Origin of the sequence: Brevibacillus halotolerans (assembly GCF_026891775.1) — a bacterium.
Classification (GTDB): domain Bacteria; phylum Bacillota; class Bacilli; order Brevibacillales; family Brevibacillaceae; genus Brevibacillus_B; species Brevibacillus_B halotolerans.
In genome coordinates, this window is record NZ_JAPTNK010000005.1 from 133484 (window position 1) to 152287 (window position 18804).

Here is an 18804-nt window from a genome sequence, read left to right on the forward strand (position 1 = left end):
CTCAAAAAATAGGAGTGTGTACATATGCCCCAAAACCTCAAGACGAATTGTGCCGAGTTGCTGACGCGCCTTCGCAATGAAGGAATTTTTCTATGGGAAGAAAATGGAAGCCTACGCTACAGAGCACCCAAAGGAACGCTTGCAGCCGGCGATTTACAAGCGCTAAAAGAGCATAAAGAAGATATTTTGGCTCTATTGCATGCCGAAAAACGACCAGTGACGGTCATATCTGATCCTCAAGCCCGGTTTGAACCTTTCCCGCTGACAGATGTGCAGTCAGCTTATTTGCTGGGACGCCATGATCTGTTTGGTTACGGAGGTGTGGCATGCCACATCTATTTGGAACTAGACTATCCCAAGCTCGATCATAAACGAACACAGGAAGCTTGGAATCTGCTCATAGCTCGCCATGATATGCTACGGGCAACGATCGATCAAAATGGAGAGCAGCGGGTTCTGGAGAGTGTACCGCACTTCGAAGTGGCTTATACCGACACCAGCGGCTTGACTGAACAGGAGGCAGCAGCCAGACTTGGGGACATTCGTGAAAAAATGGGGCATCGTATTTACGATACAGCTCGTTGGCCCTTGTTTGATATTGGCGTGACCAAAATGAGTGATAATACCGTGCTTCATGTATCCATGGAATTTCTCATCGCCGATTGGGCAAGTATCTGGCTACTATTGGCGGAATTTGAGATGCTCTACAAAGAGTCAGAACGAACGTTGCCTGAGCTATCCCTTACATTCCGTGATTATCTAATCGCCGAGCGCAGCTTAAAGGAAACAACGGCGTACGTCAGGGATAAAGAATATTGGCAACAACGAATGGATACGTTGCCCCAAGCTCCAGACCTACCTTTAACTAGACAGCACGAAAACGCAGGAGAGGCCCGCTTCCAACGCCGATTCATCCGATTGGACAAAACGGCCTGGGACACGTTCAAGCAACGAGCTCAAAAACGTGGATTGACACCAACAACTGCTGTGATGACTGCCTATGCCGCTGTGATTGAGCGATGGAGTCGAAACAGTGCTTTTTGTCTGAATCTGACGTTATTAAACCGGCAGCCCTTACATGAGCAAGTCCATGATATTGTCGGCGACTTTACATCGGTCAATTTGCTTGCCGTAGATTTGGATGCGGAGCGCTCCTTCCAAGAACGAGCGCGTACCATTCAAAAACAGCTATTTGAAGATTTGGATCATCGCTTGTTTTCTGGTGTAGAGGTTATGCGAGAAATGGCACGCAGACGCGGACGTGAAGCTGCTTTGATGCCTGTAGTGTTTACAAGTGCGATCGGGCTTGTTGAACCCTCGGAAGGCAGCCAGCTAACAGGTAAAATCTCCGGGTACGGTATCAGCCAAACGCCGCAGGTTTTCATCGATTGTCAGGCTATGGATAGCTCAGCAGGGCTACAAGTCAACTGGGACGTGCGAGAGGGTGTCTTCCCAGATCAAATGATTGACGACATGTTTGATGCGTTTGCAGAATTGCTCCATGCGCTGGCTAGAACCGAGCAAGTCTGGGAGACAGGGGATGTGATTACGTTACCTGTCTGGCAGATTGCAGAACGCAACAGTGTCAACGCGACAGCGGCTCCCTTGCCGGACTATTGCCTGCACGAGCAAATAGTAAAGCAAGCATTGGCAAATCCAGACCGTCCTGCCGTGTTTGATAGCGAAGGTTACATGACATACGAAGAGCTGGTGAAACGTGCTTTTGCTGTGGCTAACAAATTAAAAGAGCTTGGCTGCAAAGCTCAGGATCGCGTTGCTATCGTGATGGACAAATGCGCGCATCAGGTTACAGCAGTGTTGGGTGCTTTACTAGCTGGAGCTGTTTACGTTCCATTTGACATAAAGCAGCCAGAATTACGTCGTCAGGCTATGCTGGAGCAAGCGAATGTCCGCTTTGTCTTAACGACGTCCACAATACAACTGTCATTGCCAAGCAACCTGCAAACAATTGAAGTGGATAACGTTGAGCCATCTCAGGATAAGCCGATCCAATCACCAGCAAATCCGGACTTACCAGCTTATATCATCTACACCTCTGGTTCCACTGGTCAGCCGAAAGGGGTTGTCATTAGTCACCGCGCAGCAGCCAATACCATTGCGGACATCAATCGCCGCTTTACTGTCAACAATGAAGATCGCGTGCTGGGTCTTGCTCAACTAAGCTTTGATCTGTCCGTCTATGATATCTTTGGCCCGCTGTCCGTTGGTGGTGCATTAGTTTATCCGAATGCCGATCGACAGACCGACCCATCTCACTGGGCCGAGCTAATGGTTGAGCATGGGATTACCGTGTGGAATTCGGTACCAGCCTTAATGCAAATGCTGGTCACTTATTTAGATTCTGAACCTAGCATAGATGCATTAGCATTGCGTCTGGCCCTGCTTTCCGGTGACTGGATTCCTCTGACGCTGCCTGACATAATGCAAAAACGAATGCCTTCTGTACAAATCGTCAGTCTGGGTGGGGCTACAGAGGCCTCCATTTGGTCCAATTACCATATATATAAAGGTCTTGAAGCTGACTGGAGCAGTATTCCTTACGGTCTGCCGCTCGCAAATCAGGGATTCCGTGTGTTAGATTCACAAATGCGTGATTGCCCGGTGTGGGTGACGGGAGAGCTGTATATTACTGGACATGGCTTGGCCGAGGGCTATGCGGGTGATCCGGCACTTACTCAGGAGCGATTTTTGCTACACCATGCAGATGGAGAGCGGCTTTATCGTACCGGAGATTTAGGACGCTACACCCCCGGCGGTGAAATCGAGTTTCTGGGTCGCGAGGATAACCAAGTCAAAATCAGAGGCCATCGGATTGAGCTTGGTGAAATTGAGTCCGCTCTACTTAAGCATCCTGCCGTCGCCGCAGCTGGTGTTGTGCTAGATAGTACGAGCGATGAACAAGTATTGCTGGGTGTTGTGGAAGCCGATCGCCAAAAAGACCGGAATCCTGAAGCAGAAAATGCCGAATTTACAATGCTGGTAAACGGGATCGGCGAGCAAGCCAGCGCTGTAGCAGATCGACTGAGTAAAGCAGAAATCGAGTCGGCGATGGCTGACCTTGATCAGGCCGTGCTCCATTCCATGCTAGCCGCGCTGCAAAAGCTAGGGTTCTTTACCAATAATGAAAAATATTCAATGGAAGACATTCTGCAATCTGACGGAATCCTTCCCCAGTATCAGTGGATTGTGCGACGCTGGATCGCAAAGCTGACAGAAGCTGGCATGCTGCTTGAGCACCCTGAAAAACAGTTCAGTTGCTCGATACTGCAAAACGCTAAGACGGTAGATGAGTATTGGACACAGGCAGAGACAGCGTGGACAAATATGCTTCAAACAGCGGGCTTTACCGCCTATGTGCGAAAAAATGCAGAAAAGCTGCCGGAGCTACTAAGCGGTCAGCAGGATGCGGTTTCCTTGCTATTCCCCGAGGGTAAGCTCGACCACGTACGCTCCTTGTATATTGAGCATGTCATGGCTACCTATCTCAATCAGTGCATGTGCGCACTTTTACAACGCATCGCCCAACAGCAGACCGGCAAGACCTTGCGGATTTTGGAAGTCGGAGCGGGTACCGGTGCAACAACAGAGAACGTCTTAAAAGCGTTAGAAGGCTTTGATGTCGAATATGTATTTACAGATGTTGCTGCCTTTTTCATTCCGGGAGCTAAAGCCCGTTTTGGACAATACCCAAATGTCCGCTTTGGAGTTTTTGATGTAGACAAGGATTATCGAGCACAGGGGTTGGCTCCTAACAGCTTTGATGTGGTGCTGGCTGCTGGGGTATTGGAAAACGCACGTGACATTCCGGCAAGCATGAACAGGCTGAAAGAACTCATTTGCCCTGGAGGCTGGCTCGTATTTACGGAACCAACTGTGGAGCACTTATGGATACTAGCTTCTCAGGCGTTTATGATGATGGAGCCGGGCGATCTGTTGCGAGCCGAGACTTCTTATCTGGACCATGAAGGATGGATGCAACTGCTACAGGAGGAAGGGGACGAAAATGTTCTATCGTTGCCTGAAGAAAATAACAAGCTCTCTTCTCTAGGCTTCCATCTGTTTGCCAAACGTTATAAACAGGACAGATTGCCAGTGAGAGCGGACGAGCTGGAAAGCTTCCTTTCCCTGCATCTTCCCGCCTATATGCTTCCTTCCCATCTGCAAATTATAGATGCACTTCCACTTACCGGAAACGGCAAGATAGATCGGCGTGAATTGGCAAAATGGCGGCCTGCATCGAATGTACAAAACACCATAGCAGAAACAGAAGAGGCTGGTCTGGACATGCTGGAAGAACAGCTTGCTCAAGTTTGGGCGGAAGCATTGGGTATTTCTAGAATCGGCAGAACGCAAAGCTTTTACAAACACGGCGCTGATTCACTCATCATGGCGCAAGTCGCAGGAAAGCTACGTGACAAATTGGCTGAGGACCCTACACACGGGGAAATTCCTTTTGATGCCCTGCTCAGACAAATGCTGAACTATCCGACCGTGGCTGCATTGGCAGAATTCATACGCTCACGCAGTTCAGAAGGAAAACAAAATCATAATCAGGAAGTGTCTTGGCTAAAAAATCAGGGAAATTCAAGCAATGCAGTCATTATTCCATTTGGGGGCAAGGAGACAGGCCCACTGAGAGTTGTGTTCCACGCTGTCTTGGGTACAATGGACAGTTTCCGTCCACTTCTGGAACAACTAAAAGAACAGAATTTGGGGAACGTAGTGGGAATCGCCATCGCGGATATCGAGCGATATTGCGCGCTTGATCCGTCCGAACTCATCGAGGCAGTTGCGGACGATTATGCGGAGTGCCTGCTACAAAGCGGTCAAAAGCAGATGCAGCTTATTGGTTATTCCCTAGGCGGTTTAATTGCAATCGAAGTAGCCAGACGCCTTGTTGAACGGGGAATTCATCTCGCAGACCTAGTTCTAATTGACATTCCGCCGATTATCACGGAATTCGATGATGATCTGCTGGTCGAAACACTCTTCGTCCCAAATCTGAATATCACGCTTGAACAAGCTGGTTTTGGTGGAGTCCAACAGGATGATTTGGCCCGAGGTATCATGCAGCTTATTGAGAAGCACGGACATTTTATTCCACAAGGCTCTGGATGCACTATCGGTGGGGATGACGGACTTGACAAGGTGGGTGAGCTATTCCAACGATTGTCTACACTCGACAGGAGAGAACGCTTTACGGCTTATGTTGAAGCAATTGCCAAAGCTACTGGAGAGCAAATGCCTGTTGAAATGGCGGAAGGCTTGTGCAAGGTCTTTCATCAAAGCTTTAAGGCTGCCCGCTTCACACCTCCACCGTACATGGGGGACATCCGTTTGTTGTTGGCAAACGAGCCGTTTCTATTTTTACCGCGCACCAATGAGACGACCGTTGATTTCTGGACAGACATTTGTCTGGGTGAACTAGAAGTAATAGCAATCGGCGGGAACCATTTTAGTTGCATAGCGGAACCGAACGTAAGGGATCTGGCACGTCTGTTAGCAGTACCACTTGGTTAAAAATAAGCACTCCGAGGAACTAAATAGGGGAAGATAGTATAAGAGGGATGTCTTAGGTGTACCTATTAAAGCGGGTTCACCAGAGAGGGCATCCCTCTTCTTTTGCCTTGCCATACGAAAAAACAGCCTTGGGACTGAAGCCATCGAAGCCATCGAAGCTAAATACCCTTGCAGAATCCATCTCTCTAAATAAAAACTCACAAAAGCTCTGACATTTTCGCTTTTGTGGAGGTTTTTTTGCTCTTTTACATAGAAGAGTAGCTTTAATCTGAGAGCACATCCAACAATAAATAAATATTGAAAAAAATTCCTTTTCTGTCTATAATGATGACTGTAGTCATAAAATGACTGTGGTCATTTAATCAGAATGGATGGTGATGGTTACCTTGTTAAGGGATGTAAGGAAACAAGAGCTAAAGGAACACATTTTCATGCAGGCTTTACAATTATTTAAAGAAAAAGGCTTCGAGAATGTGACGGTTGAGGAAATTACAAAGGCATGCGGCATCGCGAAAGGCACGTTTTATAATTATTTTCCCAAAAAAGAAGCCATTCTACTTCATCTAGGCCAAACACAACTGGAATCATTTTATCAAGGGGTAATACGCTACGCTGATGAGCCGGATTTAAAGAAAAAGCTCACGCTGCTCTTTCACAATTTGTTTGCACGTTATAGAGAGCATTCCGATTTAATTCGACTCATTATTTTAGAATTGATGCGTTCTACCTTACATATTCAAGAGGAAATGGGTGTCGTACAAAAATTTCTAGAAGCCATTATGTCCATACTTGATGATGCCAAAAAAAGCGGTCAGCTTTCCGAGCATATGAATACGGAGGATGTTGCTGCTGTGCTTATGGGTATTTATTTTAATTCGCTGATGGTTTGGTTATCTCAAGACACGGACGTTACGGAGATAGAAAACATTTTTCAGCGCCAATTTGAGATTGTCTGGCAAGGTATTTGTCATTTGGAGGATTGAGGAATAAATGGATATTCTTCTTGGGATGTCTGTCCTACTTTTGGTGAGTATTAGCTGCATGCACGTATATTGGGCGTTTGGCGGAAAATGGGGAGGAAGTGTTGTTATACCTACCGATGAATCCCAACAGCCTACATTTGTCCCAGGCACCTTAGCTACCTTGCTTGTTGCTTTCCTGTTGCTTGGAGCGGCACTGCTTCTGATGGCACGTGCTGGGATTTTCTTATCCATTTCCTCTCATCCACTTGTAAAGTGGGGATGCTGGATTTGTATGGCCGTATTTGGACTTAGAAGCGTGGGCGATGGTAGATACGTGGGGTTATTTAAGAGGATGAAGCATACACGTTTTTCTACGTATGATACTTATCTGTTTACACCGATTTGTTTATGGCTATGTTTCAGCTTTTTATATGCAATCAGTCGATAGGAGGAGAAGAGATGAAAAATAAATCTTTTCTGATTATAGGTGGAGGCATTGCTGGCCTGACAGCTGCTATTGCGCTACAGCAATTAGGACTTGATGTAAAAGTGTATGAACGCTTTCCAGAGATTCGCCCTGCTGGAGCTGGAATAATGATCGCTCCTAATGCTTTAAGAGCCCTAGCACGCTTAGGCTTAGACAAAGCAGTGCAAAAGCAAGGCTATGTAAGTCCTAGAGGCATTGCTATTCTAAACAAACAAGGTTCTGTATTATCTGAAATTTCTACAAGCTCACAGCAGTATTCTACGGTATCCATTCATCGAGCGGAATTGCATCAAATCCTACTCTCAGCCCTACGACCAGGCACTGTTATTTTTGGAAAGGTATGCTCTGATACTAAGCAGGATGAGGATGGTGTAACCGTTACCTTTGCAGATCAGACTGAGGTTTCGGGAGATTATTTACTTGCGGCAGACGGTATCCATTCGGTTGTAAGGAAGAAGCTGTTTCCTTCCATTAAGCTACGATACTCGGGCTATACTTGCTGGCGTGGTGTTGCTCCATGCTGGCCAGATTCTGGAGAGGATTCGCAATTTACTGAAACATGGGCTGCACAGGGACGTTTTGGCGTCATACCATTAACAAATGAACGAACCTATTGGTATGCCTTGGTCAATGGACCATCTGGGGATAAGCGGTATGCAGAGTATCGGATTAAGGATATCATCCAAATATTTGAGGGATATCATTCTCCAGTTGCGCAGGTATTATCAAGAACCCCTGATGATAAGATGATTCATAACGATATATTTGATTTAGAGACTCCTGAGCAATTTATTTCCGGTCGCTCGCTCCTCCTCGGTGATGCGGGACATGCGATAACGCCGAATTTGGGACAAGGGGCTTGCCAGGCAATCGAGGATGCCTTAGAGCTTGCACGTTGTTTCATACAGCATTCGACTGTCGAGTTAGCCTATCGAGCATTCGAGATGCGACGAATAGAAAGAGTAAGAGCAATCTCTCAGCTATCTCTTAAAGTAGGTAAAATTGCCCAATTAGATAGCCCACTTCTTTGCGGGTTGCGAAATAGTGTCATGAGACTCACACCAGCTTCTCTACAAAATAAACAAGTAAGCAATCTATTTCATGTAGAATTTTAAGCTAGCCGATAGAAGCAAGCTTCTCTAGCAGTACAACTAGAGAGGTTTGCTTTCTATTTTTTTATGTCTATTTTTACATTAGAAATATTCATATAATTATTATTTAATTTTATCCCAGGTTTATCCATTTTTATTGATTTAATGGTAAATTATATACAGGTAAAACAAATATATTACTTGGGAGGAAACAATTGTGTTTAAAAACCAAATGAGAAGAGTTATGGCTGTTGGAATGTTGAGTTTTGCTGTTCTGTCAGTAGGGTCCGTAGTTAGTGCTGCACCTATCTCAATAGATCACAGTAAGTACTCTATTGCTCCCGCAAGTGATTATTTACAAGGGATACTACCAAAAGAAGATTTCCCTACTATTGAAAGTATTCCGACTGAAAAAATGAGCGGAGGTTGTTATGCCCTTACTAAGTATGTTTTAGAGAAGGTCGAAGATGAGGGTGATAATTGGCTAGTTACGTATAAAAAAGTTGATGAATAAACTAAAAGATATAAATTCTTTTCTATATATCGCTGTTTATAAAAAGGCGCTTCTAGCGTCTTTTTATGTTGTTATAGCAAAAAAAATCTGAGATTCTACGACAAGTCACTGTAGTGCCATGCATAAAAAAACGTAAAACCAGAAAGTTATGTCAAAATTTCATCCAACAATCCCAATTTTTACCCAATAATATTGCTGTTAATGCCCGTAAACCCTACATTGAGACTTTCTGCCCTTGTGGTAGTAATTCATATTTTGTTATACCATGTATAGTTCTTCCTTATTAAAAGGAATACCTTTCCAATCCGGGAAGGAATGCTAGAAGAAAGGATGTGCTATGGAGCCTATGATGACCATGAAGCCCACGATGGAAACGTTGTATGAAACCGAGCTAAAAGCCCTAGTAGCTAATGACAAAGGTTCTAAACCTCCAAATTGGCTATTGTCCCCGAAATCTGTCAGAGATTTTATTCTGGGTGCAGAGGCTCCGCTAAAGCTAGGTGAGGAAGAAATCACCATCACGAAGAAATTTTACGGCGATGACGTGCTAATTGAAAGAGCCATTGTCTCATTAGCTGGTAATCGAGGGCTAATGCTAGTGGGTGAACCAGGGACGGCAAAAACAATGCTAAGTGAACTATTATCAGCGGCGATATCAGGAATAAGTACCAATACGATTCAAGGTACTGCTGGGACGACGGAGGACATGATTAAGTATTCCTGGAATTATGCCATGCTATTAGATAAAGGTCCTAGTTTTGAGGCTTTAGTTCCTTCTCCTTTATATACAGGGATGAAAAAAGGCATCATTACCCGTTTTGAAGAGATTACACGATGCCCGTTTGAAGTCCAGGATGTATTAATTAGCATTTTAAGCGACAAGGTGATGAACATACCTGAAATTGAAGATGGGATTTTGTTTGCAAAACCAGGCTTTAATATCATTGCGACGGCAAACATCCGTGATAAAGGCGTAAATGAAATGAGCAGTGCCTTAAAACGTAGATTTAATTTTGAAACGATTTTCCCTATCAACCATGTGAAAATGGAGGCGCAAATTATTGAATCCCAATCTAGGAACATGCTGCAACAAAGTGGGATTGATATTGCTGTTGACTCTTCCATTGTAGAAGTTCTCGCCACCACGTTTTTAGAATTGCGAACAGGAGAAACGTTGGAAGGCTATAAAATTGATAGTCCACAAGCCGTCATGAGTACTGCTGAAGCTGTTTCGGTCTATGTTCAGAGTGCGATGACCTCTTATTTTTATGATCATAAGCCTATTACTTTAGAACGATTGGTTCAAAATATGCTGGGTGCTGTAGCGAAGGAGAATCATAAGGATATTCATATTCTACAAACCTATTTTTCAAAGGTTGTGAAACAACGGGCAAAGGAAGAGGGCTTATGGGGAGATTTTTACAATCAGAAGAAATGGATCAGATAACCGAGCTATGTGAGAAAAAAATTTATAATTTTGCCAATCAGGTTGTCTATTTCCCGATTCGTCATCACAGCCCTGCTTGTTCTTTCCACCTTAAAAAAACGATTGAGGCCTATAAGCCAGAAATTATTCTGTTGGAAGGGCCAGAGAATAGCAATCATATGATTGAAATACTGACACATGAGGATACAACGCCACCCGTCAGTATCTATTATGCCTACAGGAAAGAAGAGCATAGCTATGCCTGCTATTTTCCCCTGCTAGATTATTCACCTGAATATGTAGCTTTAAAGGAAGCGAAACGAAGAGGGATTCCCGCCCAATTCATTGATATAAGCTACGGAAGTCAGCAAGAAAGTAAAGAACATGGGCATGATGATAAGCAAGAATCCCGAAAAATCTCCTATCATGACGAAACTTTGCTTGCCAGTTCAATTTTTATTAAACAACTTTGCCAAAAACTGAACTGTCGGCATTTTAATGAGCTTTGGGAAAAGGTTTTTGAAGTGGAAGGACTCAAGAAATCTACTAAGGATTTCGTGAAGGAAGTATATACATACTGTTATTTCTCCAGAATGTGCTATGAGGAAGAGATGCTAGAGACAGAAGGGCACCTCATCCGTGAAGCACATATGAAGAACAATATTGTAAAAGCACAAAAAGAATATACGAGAATCCTTGTCGTTACAGGAGGGTTCCATACCTATGGATTACTAGAGGATAGAGATGCAACCTATAAAATCAAACAAGTAAAAAATGAAAAAGTATATCCGATGGTATATACCTTTCGTGAAGCGGATCACGTAAATGGGTATGCAAGCGGAATGCCCTATGTGAATTACTATGACACGGTCTGGAGGGCAATTCAGAAGAAGCAGGCCCAGCCTTATAACAAAAGTGCGGTTCTGTTCTTGGCCCAATTAATAAAGAGCTTGCGAGAAAAAGGAGAAACGGCGTCAGTTTCAGACGCTATTGAAGCCTATCATTTAGTACAGGGGCTTGCTAGTTTTCGTTCCAAATCGGAGGGCGGGGCCTACGAGCTGCTTGATGCTGTTACCTCTGCATTTGTAAAAGGCGAGTTCTCACTTGCCACATCACGGCCCTTAGATACATTACGAGAGCTACTCACGGGCGATAAAATTGGGAAAATTGCCAAGAATGATTTAGATGTGCCGATTGTACGCGATTTTAAAGAAAGAGGCAAAACATATAAGGTAAAGCTACATACAACCAGTAAAAATAAGAAAACAGTAGACCTGTATGCTAAACCGCTGCATCGAGAGACTAGTTACTTTTTTCACTGTCTACAGTTTTTAGTACCAGAGTTCTGTCAAAAAATCACGGGGCCTGATTGGCTCGAAAATCGCAATATTAATTTAGGGAGAGAAACCTGGGCCTACAGCTACTCCTCCTACATAGAAGCAAGACTCATCGAAAATTCGATTCACGGAGGAAGCGTTCGAGAAGCGGCGATTCATAAAATCGAGGAGTGTATGAAGGAGCTTCCGGATCATCATAGCAGAGTGGCAGCTAAATGGCTTTTGAAGTCAATGCTCATGGGACTAGAGGAATTGAGCAGCAAGCTTTTCGATCTGGTTGAACAGTTTGTCAAGAAAGATGGAAGCTTTGTCTCTCTGTGTCAAACTCTTCAAACACTTACAGTTCTTTCGGAACAAAAACGCTTATTTGCGCTGAAGGAAACGGACCGATTGCAAAAGCTCATAGAGGAAACCTATTACCATGCAGTAACTAAAATCTATGAGATCACAAAGCCTAACCCAGATGAAATAAACCACATCGTAGAATACCTGAAATTTCTTTACATGCTTTCCTCCAAGGAGAGCTGGGGGCTTTCCGTTGATATTTTTAGAGATCAACTTGCTAGTCTCCTTGCCGTCAATGATATTTTGCCTCGGCTTAACGGCGTTATCATCGCTATTTTATGCAATCTGGACGTATTGGATCGAGAGGAAATCGCGTTAAAAGCAAGGGCGTACATGCTTGGTACTCCTGAAAACATGTTGCATACTGCAGCGTATTTACAAGGGGTATTTACAATAGCTCGTGATGTGCTTTTACACGATAAACAGTTGCTAGAGGATTTGAACAATCTGATTGACAAGCTGTCCTATGAGGAGTTTTTGCAGATCGCACCAGAGCTGCGTTTAGCCTTTACTTATTTTACACCTATGGAGATCATGCTTATTTCAGAGAAAGTGGCCGCTATATTCCAAACTACCGAGGAGGATGTGCAAGCTCCAGTCATTGAGGAACGACTACTGCAACAGGCGAGGAAGATGGATCAGGCTATAGAGAAGGAGTTTGCAAAATGGAACCTCATATAAACAAAGAGAATCTCAATCGCTGGAGGTTATTATTGGGTGAGAATTCCAAAGAATCATTAAACCGTATTGATGGCTATGAAGAGGCCGATTTTACCTACTCTGAAATAGATGACATCCTAGGCTACCTCTACAATCGAGAGTATAAAGAAGAGCAAGGGTATCGCGTAAAAGGCGGACAGGGAGGCTCCCAGCTTACTGTTCCTACCTGGATACGTAAAATCCGGACCATTTTTCCGAAGAAAACGGTTGAGATTCTTGAAAAGCAAGCGATTGAAATGTACAACATGACCGAGCTACTCACGGACAAAAAAATGCTTGAAAAGCTTGAGTCTAATATGACATTGCTAAAAAATATTCTTCAATTTAAAGGATATATGAAGGGCGAAGTGGTCAAAACTGCCAAGGACATGGTGCGAAGAGTGGTAGAGGAATTAAAAAAAACACTTGAAATTCAAATAAAAACGAGTGTTGTGGGCAAGCGAAATTATCATCGCAGGGGATACATAAAGTCAATTAAAAATCTGGATTATAAGAGAACAATCAGAAAAAATCTGAAGAATTACGATAAACAAAAAAAACGCTTATTTTTAGATGAAGTATATTTTCACAGCAATACCCAGCAACAAAATAAATGGAACATTATTATAGCTGTAGATGAGAGTGGGAGTATGCTGGACTCGGTAATATACAGCTCTGTCATGGCAAGCATTTTTCATCAACTGTCTTCTCTTAAAACAAACCTCATCATTTTTGATACAAAGGTAGTAGATTTGACAGATCAATTAGAAGACCCTGTTGATCTATTGATGAGTGTTCAGTTAGGAGGAGGGACACATATCGCAAAGGCGCTGAAATATGGGAAGACTTTGCTTGAAAACCCCAACAAGACAATATTTATTTTAGTGAGCGATTTGGAGGAAGGCTACCCTATTAATGACATGTATCGTACAAGTAAAGAGATTATTGATACGGGCTGTAGATTCTTGGTTTTGACTGCATTGGATTTTGAAGGAAACGGGGTATATAACCAGCATGCCGCACGCACCTTGGCCGATATGGGAGCGCATGTTGCCGCCATTACGCCAGATGAGCTTGCGCGTTGGATTGGTAAGATTATCACCTCATAACCTTATTAGAGGGCATATTAAGGAGGGTTTTCGATGGTTTTAAAAAAAATAGGAAGTAATCCGTTAATCACTCAATTTGCTGATAAATTTGTGAAAGACTACCCTGGACATTACTCCAGACATAATCCACAAAGCTATTCCATTGACTCCAATCAGTATAATCAGATCATTGCTTATGTATCTGGTGAGTCGGACAAGTTCCCTAGTATTCTCGTCCATCCAAAAGTATATGCCTACGGTTGCATGTCTCACCTAGAAAAGATGGGGAAAAACGGGACAGACGAAGCCTTCTTTAGAGCAGCAGCTATCCTCTTTAAAACGAGTGCAAATGAAAGCCATAAAAGTAATGTACTTCGTATTTGCATTGAGAATTTTATGAAAACGATCATGCTGTCACAAACCAACAAGGATGTAGAGGAACAAAAACAGATCGTCGTCCGCCAACTGTGTGATACGAAGAAATATATAGGAGATGCAGCGGTTTCCTTTTATGTCGACACGCTCATGAAGAGTTATACATCAAGTATAAAAAACTCATATTCCGTCACAGAATCTGCTGTTCCTCTGTTGCTAACGCTCCATTATCTGTCTCTTATTGATAGCAGCTATCTTGAAGAGATAAAGGAGCAAATTCAACCCTTTATGTACTACCTGCTTACTGAGAATGTAGAGGGCTTACAGCAAGAGATTTCGACAGCAATCAAAGCCTTAGCTTCTAGTACCTTGGCGAAAAAAGATTGTGTATCGGCTATTTATTTGGATAAACAAATCCACAAGGAGAAGATAGGGGCTGTTCAAAAGCAGCTTCAACTGATTCCTGAGTCTCAACCAGAGAAAACTCTCAGCCGTTCTGAGTTTAATCTATATGCAATGCTAGTTCCGGCGGCTCTTCTCTACCGAGTAAATGTACGAGGCAGCAAAGCCAATTTCTTAGAGCAACAAAATGAACTAGATCGAAAGCTATTAGGTGCAATGACCTTGCTCTATGAAATTCTCCCGCTTGATGTAATCAATTCCTTATCTTCCGGTCATCGAGAGCAGGAAGCGGACCTGTATGAAATGCTTGAAGGGATTATACCATTGACAGAACCCTATGAATTAATTATCTACGCAATTAGGGAAATGCGTGGTTATCGAGTGGAGTGGCAGACGGTAGAAAAAAGATTCCTTGTGAATACCGAGAGAGCGAAAAGAGCGATGGTGCTTGTGTCGGATTGGTTAATGAAGGGATATATATTCAAGACACTTCAGGATCATGGGATTGATATGTCAGATCAGAATATCACATTGCATGATATGGTGCTTGCTTCTCTCAAGGAAAATAACAGAACTCATAAGCTCTATCGCTACCTTACCGAAAAGATGTCCCTGCAAGAAATCTTGGATGAATTTACGCAACCAGCTTCATCTGCTACTAAATTTAATTCCTATGATATAAAGGATCAATTATTTTTATTCACGTTCCTACCAGTGGAGAATCCGATCATTGAACGATTTGTCGCTTTTCTCAGTCATTATGGGACCCAACAAGAGAACATGTCCCTTATTCATATGCTGTTCTCCTCATCAGCATTTGACCCTGAGAAATGGATAGCTGCGTATGCGGATCATCCACAGGTGAATATTGATCGTTTTTTACTTCATATCCTTAATTATAAAGGTTCAGTTGATTACTACAGCGAGCTGTCAGAGGATTCTTACCAAAGAATTGTTTTAGGGAATATCGAAAAAAGTCTACAATTGTATAGCCAATTAGGTGCCGAAGCAAGAACGTCCATTTTAGAAAATATTTTTGAGAAAAAGAATGAGCTAAGCCAAGATTACTACTATCAAGCCATTCAGCTGGGTCTGCAAGATACTTCTAAAAAAGCAAGCAGCACAGCGCAAGCAGAGTTTACGAATATAAAAAACAAAGACCTGTATATTCGTATCTATCAAACGGAAAAGAAAGCTAAGCTAAAAGAGCTGGCCTTAGACGCCCTGCGCGGAGTAGAGGACTATCAAAGCATTTATCGGGAGCTACTATCAAATGAGACGAGTGCTAAGTTCAAAACGTTACTGCAAAATGTAATCGATGCTGCTAACCAAAGTCCAGATAAGGCACATGCAACATTTGGAACCGTAGTAGACAAAAGAAAGCTAGTACGGTTGAAATGGCTGGTGATTGAACAATTGCCAGTACTGCTAGATAAAGAAGGCGGGGAGCTGGATGCAGAAGTAAAAGAATACATTTTGACACAATCTGTTGATTTTACGACAGCACCCAACCCTCATGTTTTAAAGGTGAAGGACTATGCTGCTCCCCATTCATTAGCTGATTTTGCAATGGAATTATACACGATATGGCTGGCTAATCAGGCCCCTGCTAAGGAAAAATGGGTTTTGTTTGTATGCACCTCTCTGGGAGATCGAAGAATCATAGATGAGTTAAGCAAACAGATCAAGGTATGGGCGGAAGCAGGACGAGGGGCACTTGCATCAGATGCCGTTAAAGCCCTGTCCTTTATGCAAGAAATAGCGGCGTTTGTGACCATTGATCAGATGAAACGAACTGTGAAAAATAGACAGGTGAAGGCAGCGGCAGCAGAAGCCCTAACCATGGCAGCACACAACTTAAACATAACGCCTGAGGAATTAGAGGATCGATTAGTTACGACACTAGGCTTCGATCAACGTGGAAAGCGTATTTTTAGCTACGGACAGAGAACGTTTACCGTAAAAGTAAATAATGACCGCCAATTACATGTAACCAATGATGAAACGGGAAAGGTAGTTAAAAATTTACCTGCACCTGCACAAAAGGATGATGCTACCTTAGCTGAGCAAGCTAAATTGGAGTTCGCCCAATTGAAGAAGGATGTAAAAAACCTCGTTACGATTCAATCCTTACGACTGGAAGAATCGCTCTCTAAACAAAGGCTGTGGAGCACAACAGCTTGGAAAAATCTCTTTGTAGAAAACGTGATGATGCAGAAATTTGCGATTGGTCTTATTTGGGGTGTGTATGAGGATGGCAAACTAACAGATACCTTCCGTTACATGGAAGATGGTACTTTCAATACGGTAGATGAAGAAGAGTATGAATGCAAGGAAGATGCGCTTATTGGATTGGTGCATCCAATCGAGCTTACAAAAGACGATCTGCAAGCATGGCAAACACAGCTTGAGGATTATGAAATAAAGCAGCCATTTCCTCAGTTGGATCGAAAGCTTTACTTCCCAACCGAAGAACATCTAAAAACGAATAGAGTTACCGATCTGCCAGCAGAAGAATATTCACCAACTGCCTTTCCTAAAACAATAGAGAAGTATGGCTGGTATAAAGGAATGGCACAGGATGCGGGCTTCTACCATGAGTTCTATAAAGAATATGGGGATATGATTGTAGAGCTAAAATTCAGTGGTGCTAGTATTTCTTATTATGATGGCATGGATGATATTTCTTTAGAAAGCTTAGCTTTTTATACTAATAAATTTGATCGTTATTATTACTATGAAAAGAGCCAGCCCTTACCGATTTCTACTATTTCACCGCGTTTATTTAGTGAAACGATTTTCGATATCATGCGAGCTACAGGAAAATAATAGGCTACGTACTGAGGTGGGAGAAATCTCACCTCGGTGCTGAAGCTATTTTTCAATAAAGAGGTGCGTATGACAGATTTTTTAATTCAATTTGAGCAACTTATAGCACGTTGTACAGAAGAATTTCTGATCAAACATGCGAACAAAGGCTTATATAATCGTGCCGTGAAGGATATGGAAAAAGGGTTACAGGTGGCATTTACGTTTGAAGCTGATCAGGTGGTTTGTAAGCTAGAAGACGAGATTGTATGTCATGTAAAAGCTGATATGAATAGCCATGTCTGTAGCTGTCCCTCAGAGAAAATCTGTAAACATATCATAATGGCTCTCTTATCCTATAAGCAAAATTATGAGACGAAGGTAGAAGCGAAGCCTGCCGATTTTTCGTGGCTTCTTACCAAGCCCTTGGGTGAAATATACGATCAGTTTACGGAAGCACAGGTGGAGGAGGTTCTGTTTCGGATTTCCTATGCAGAGGAGCTAGAGATAGGAGAGAGTTCGTTCCTTACCATAAAAATGAGCTGGCAGGACGTAGAGGTTTCTTTTATGGAAGAGGCAGATATACGGAAGAGCATTTGTAGCTGTAAACAAAAAGAAAGCTGTATTCATAGATTAGAAGCGATTCTTAGGTATAGAGCAATACATCAGGTGATTGATGATTCGTGGTATCAAACAAATAAACAAATCAATTACTCGTTGGACGTGGTGCAGGATAGCAAGCAGATCATAACGGAAATCATTAGTCTGGGCTTGGCTAAATTACCTGAGACGATTTGTGCAAGATTAGAAGTTTTAGCCATTGCAGCGCATAATGGGCAGTTAGCTCAATTGGAAAAGGATATGAGAAATATCCATGGACAAGTAACGCTGTTTTTTCAGCGGCATATCCGTTTTTCTCAAAAAGCATTTCTCGAAAAGCTAACAAGTACCTATTTACGTACGGTTGCCTTAGAAAAAGAACAAAGTCAGGAGCAACTACGACAGGTAATGGGGCGTTTTAAAAGTAGATACTACACAATTCCCAGATTGCGACTATATGCGCTAGGAGCGAATCCGTGGGTGACCCGATCCTCCTATAAAGGGATTACCTATTACTTTTACTGCACAGATGATAAAAAAATATATAGCTATACGGATTCGAGACCTGTTTATTATGAAGGAATCGAATTTCACTTTAAAGAACAGTATGGGCAGAGATCTCCTTGGGGAAGAGAGTGGAGGATGAATGATTTATCTCGATCTCAGCTTGAGCTACGAGCATGTAAAGTAAATCAGGAGCAACGCATCTCTTCAAGTGAGGAAACGCTGCTAGCATTAAAATCAAGAGAATCCATTGAGAATGTGGATTTGGGGGATTTCCTTATTCATAATTGGAACGAAAGGCACGCTAGAGATCAGCATATGGCTTTATTCCAGGGCAGACAGGAGCAATTGGCTATCATACAAGTAAGTAAGGTAAACGGCTCGACCTATGAACAAGGAACGCAAAATTTTATCTTTACTGTCAATGATCAGAAGGGCAATGAGCTTGTGATGACGATCCCCTATAACCAGGAATGGGAAAAGACGATTCCTTTTTTAGAGAAGGATAAGAAATTTTTAGAGCTTCGTGATTTTTATATATTTGCTCACGTTTATGAACAGCATATCTATCCAATCAGCTTTTTAAAAGGCGAGGCAGTGACCAATCTGAAGCTGGATTTTTAGG

Annotated in this window: 10 protein-coding genes; all 10 read left to right on the forward strand. The window is 42.8% G+C overall.

Translation table 11 applies throughout. From position 1 onward, the window contains the following. Positions 1-24 precede the first annotated feature (24 nt). The 10 genes from O0550_RS09150 (at position 25) to O0550_RS09195 (ending at position 18803) form a co-directional block, all read left to right on the forward strand. Positions 25-5541, forward strand: coding sequence for a non-ribosomal peptide synthetase (locus O0550_RS09150; protein WP_258426093.1), 5517 nt, complete (start codon positions 25-27; stop codon positions 5539-5541). Positions 5542-5927: 386 nt separating this feature from the next. Next, positions 5928-6524, forward strand: coding sequence for a TetR/AcrR family transcriptional regulator (locus O0550_RS09155; RefSeq protein WP_428994074.1), 597 nt, complete (start codon positions 5928-5930; stop codon positions 6522-6524). A 7-nt stretch (positions 6525-6531) separates the two neighbouring features. Beyond that, on the forward strand, positions 6532-6951 hold the full coding sequence (locus O0550_RS09160) for a DUF3995 domain-containing protein (RefSeq protein ID WP_163245560.1): 420 nt from the start codon (positions 6532-6534) through the stop codon (positions 6949-6951). An 11-nt stretch (positions 6952-6962) separates the two neighbouring features. Further along, complete coding sequence (locus tag O0550_RS09165; protein ID WP_258426095.1) at positions 6963-8105, forward strand: FAD-dependent monooxygenase; 1143 nt, start codon at positions 6963-6965, stop codon at positions 8103-8105. Between the two features lie 193 nt (positions 8106-8298). Continuing rightward, positions 8299-8595: a hypothetical protein gene (locus O0550_RS09170; RefSeq protein WP_003336465.1), complete on the forward strand. Its 297-nt coding sequence runs from the start codon at positions 8299-8301 to the stop codon at positions 8593-8595. Between the two features lie 346 nt (positions 8596-8941). Next, positions 8942-10042, forward strand: a complete 1101-nt coding sequence (locus O0550_RS09175; RefSeq protein ID WP_003339890.1) for an ATP-binding protein — start codon at positions 8942-8944, stop codon at positions 10040-10042. Further along, positions 10003-12384 (forward strand): DUF5682 family protein, encoded by a 2382-nt coding sequence (locus O0550_RS09180; protein ID WP_258426096.1) that lies wholly within the window; start codon positions 10003-10005, stop codon positions 12382-12384. Before O0550_RS09175 ends, O0550_RS09180 begins: the two co-directional genes overlap by 40 nt. Then, a complete protein-coding gene (locus tag O0550_RS09185; RefSeq protein ID WP_258426097.1) occupies positions 12369-13511 on the forward strand; it encodes a VWA domain-containing protein in 1143 nt (380 codons plus the stop codon). Before O0550_RS09180 ends, O0550_RS09185 begins: the two co-directional genes overlap by 16 nt. A gap of 33 nt (positions 13512-13544) precedes the next feature. Next, positions 13545-17096, forward strand: coding sequence for a DUF4132 domain-containing protein (locus tag O0550_RS09190; RefSeq protein WP_258426098.1), 3552 nt, complete (start codon positions 13545-13547; stop codon positions 17094-17096). A 69-nt stretch (positions 17097-17165) separates the two neighbouring features. Then, positions 17166-18803 (forward strand): SWIM zinc finger family protein, encoded by a 1638-nt coding sequence (locus tag O0550_RS09195; RefSeq protein WP_258426100.1) that lies wholly within the window; start codon positions 17166-17168, stop codon positions 18801-18803. Position 18804: the final 1 nt, after the last annotated feature.

Coding starts and splice junctions, on each gene's coding strand:
- O0550_RS09150 (WP_258426093.1), top strand. CDS start 25: ATGCCCCAAAACCTCAAGACGAATTGTGCCGAGTTGCTGACGCGCCTT.
- O0550_RS09160 (WP_163245560.1), top strand. CDS start 6,532: ATGGATATTCTTCTTGGGATGTCTGTCCTACTTTTGGTGAGTATTAGC.
- O0550_RS09165 (WP_258426095.1), top strand. CDS start 6,963: ATGAAAAATAAATCTTTTCTGATTATAGGTGGAGGCATTGCTGGCCTG.
- O0550_RS09175 (WP_003339890.1), top strand. CDS start 8,942: ATGATGACCATGAAGCCCACGATGGAAACGTTGTATGAAACCGAGCTA.
- O0550_RS09180 (WP_258426096.1), top strand. CDS start 10,003: ATGGGGAGATTTTTACAATCAGAAGAAATGGATCAGATAACCGAGCTA.
- O0550_RS09185 (WP_258426097.1), top strand. CDS start 12,369: ATGGAACCTCATATAAACAAAGAGAATCTCAATCGCTGGAGGTTATTA.
- O0550_RS09190 (WP_258426098.1), top strand. CDS start 13,545: ATGGTTTTAAAAAAAATAGGAAGTAATCCGTTAATCACTCAATTTGCT.
- O0550_RS09195 (WP_258426100.1), top strand. CDS start 17,166: ATGACAGATTTTTTAATTCAATTTGAGCAACTTATAGCACGTTGTACA.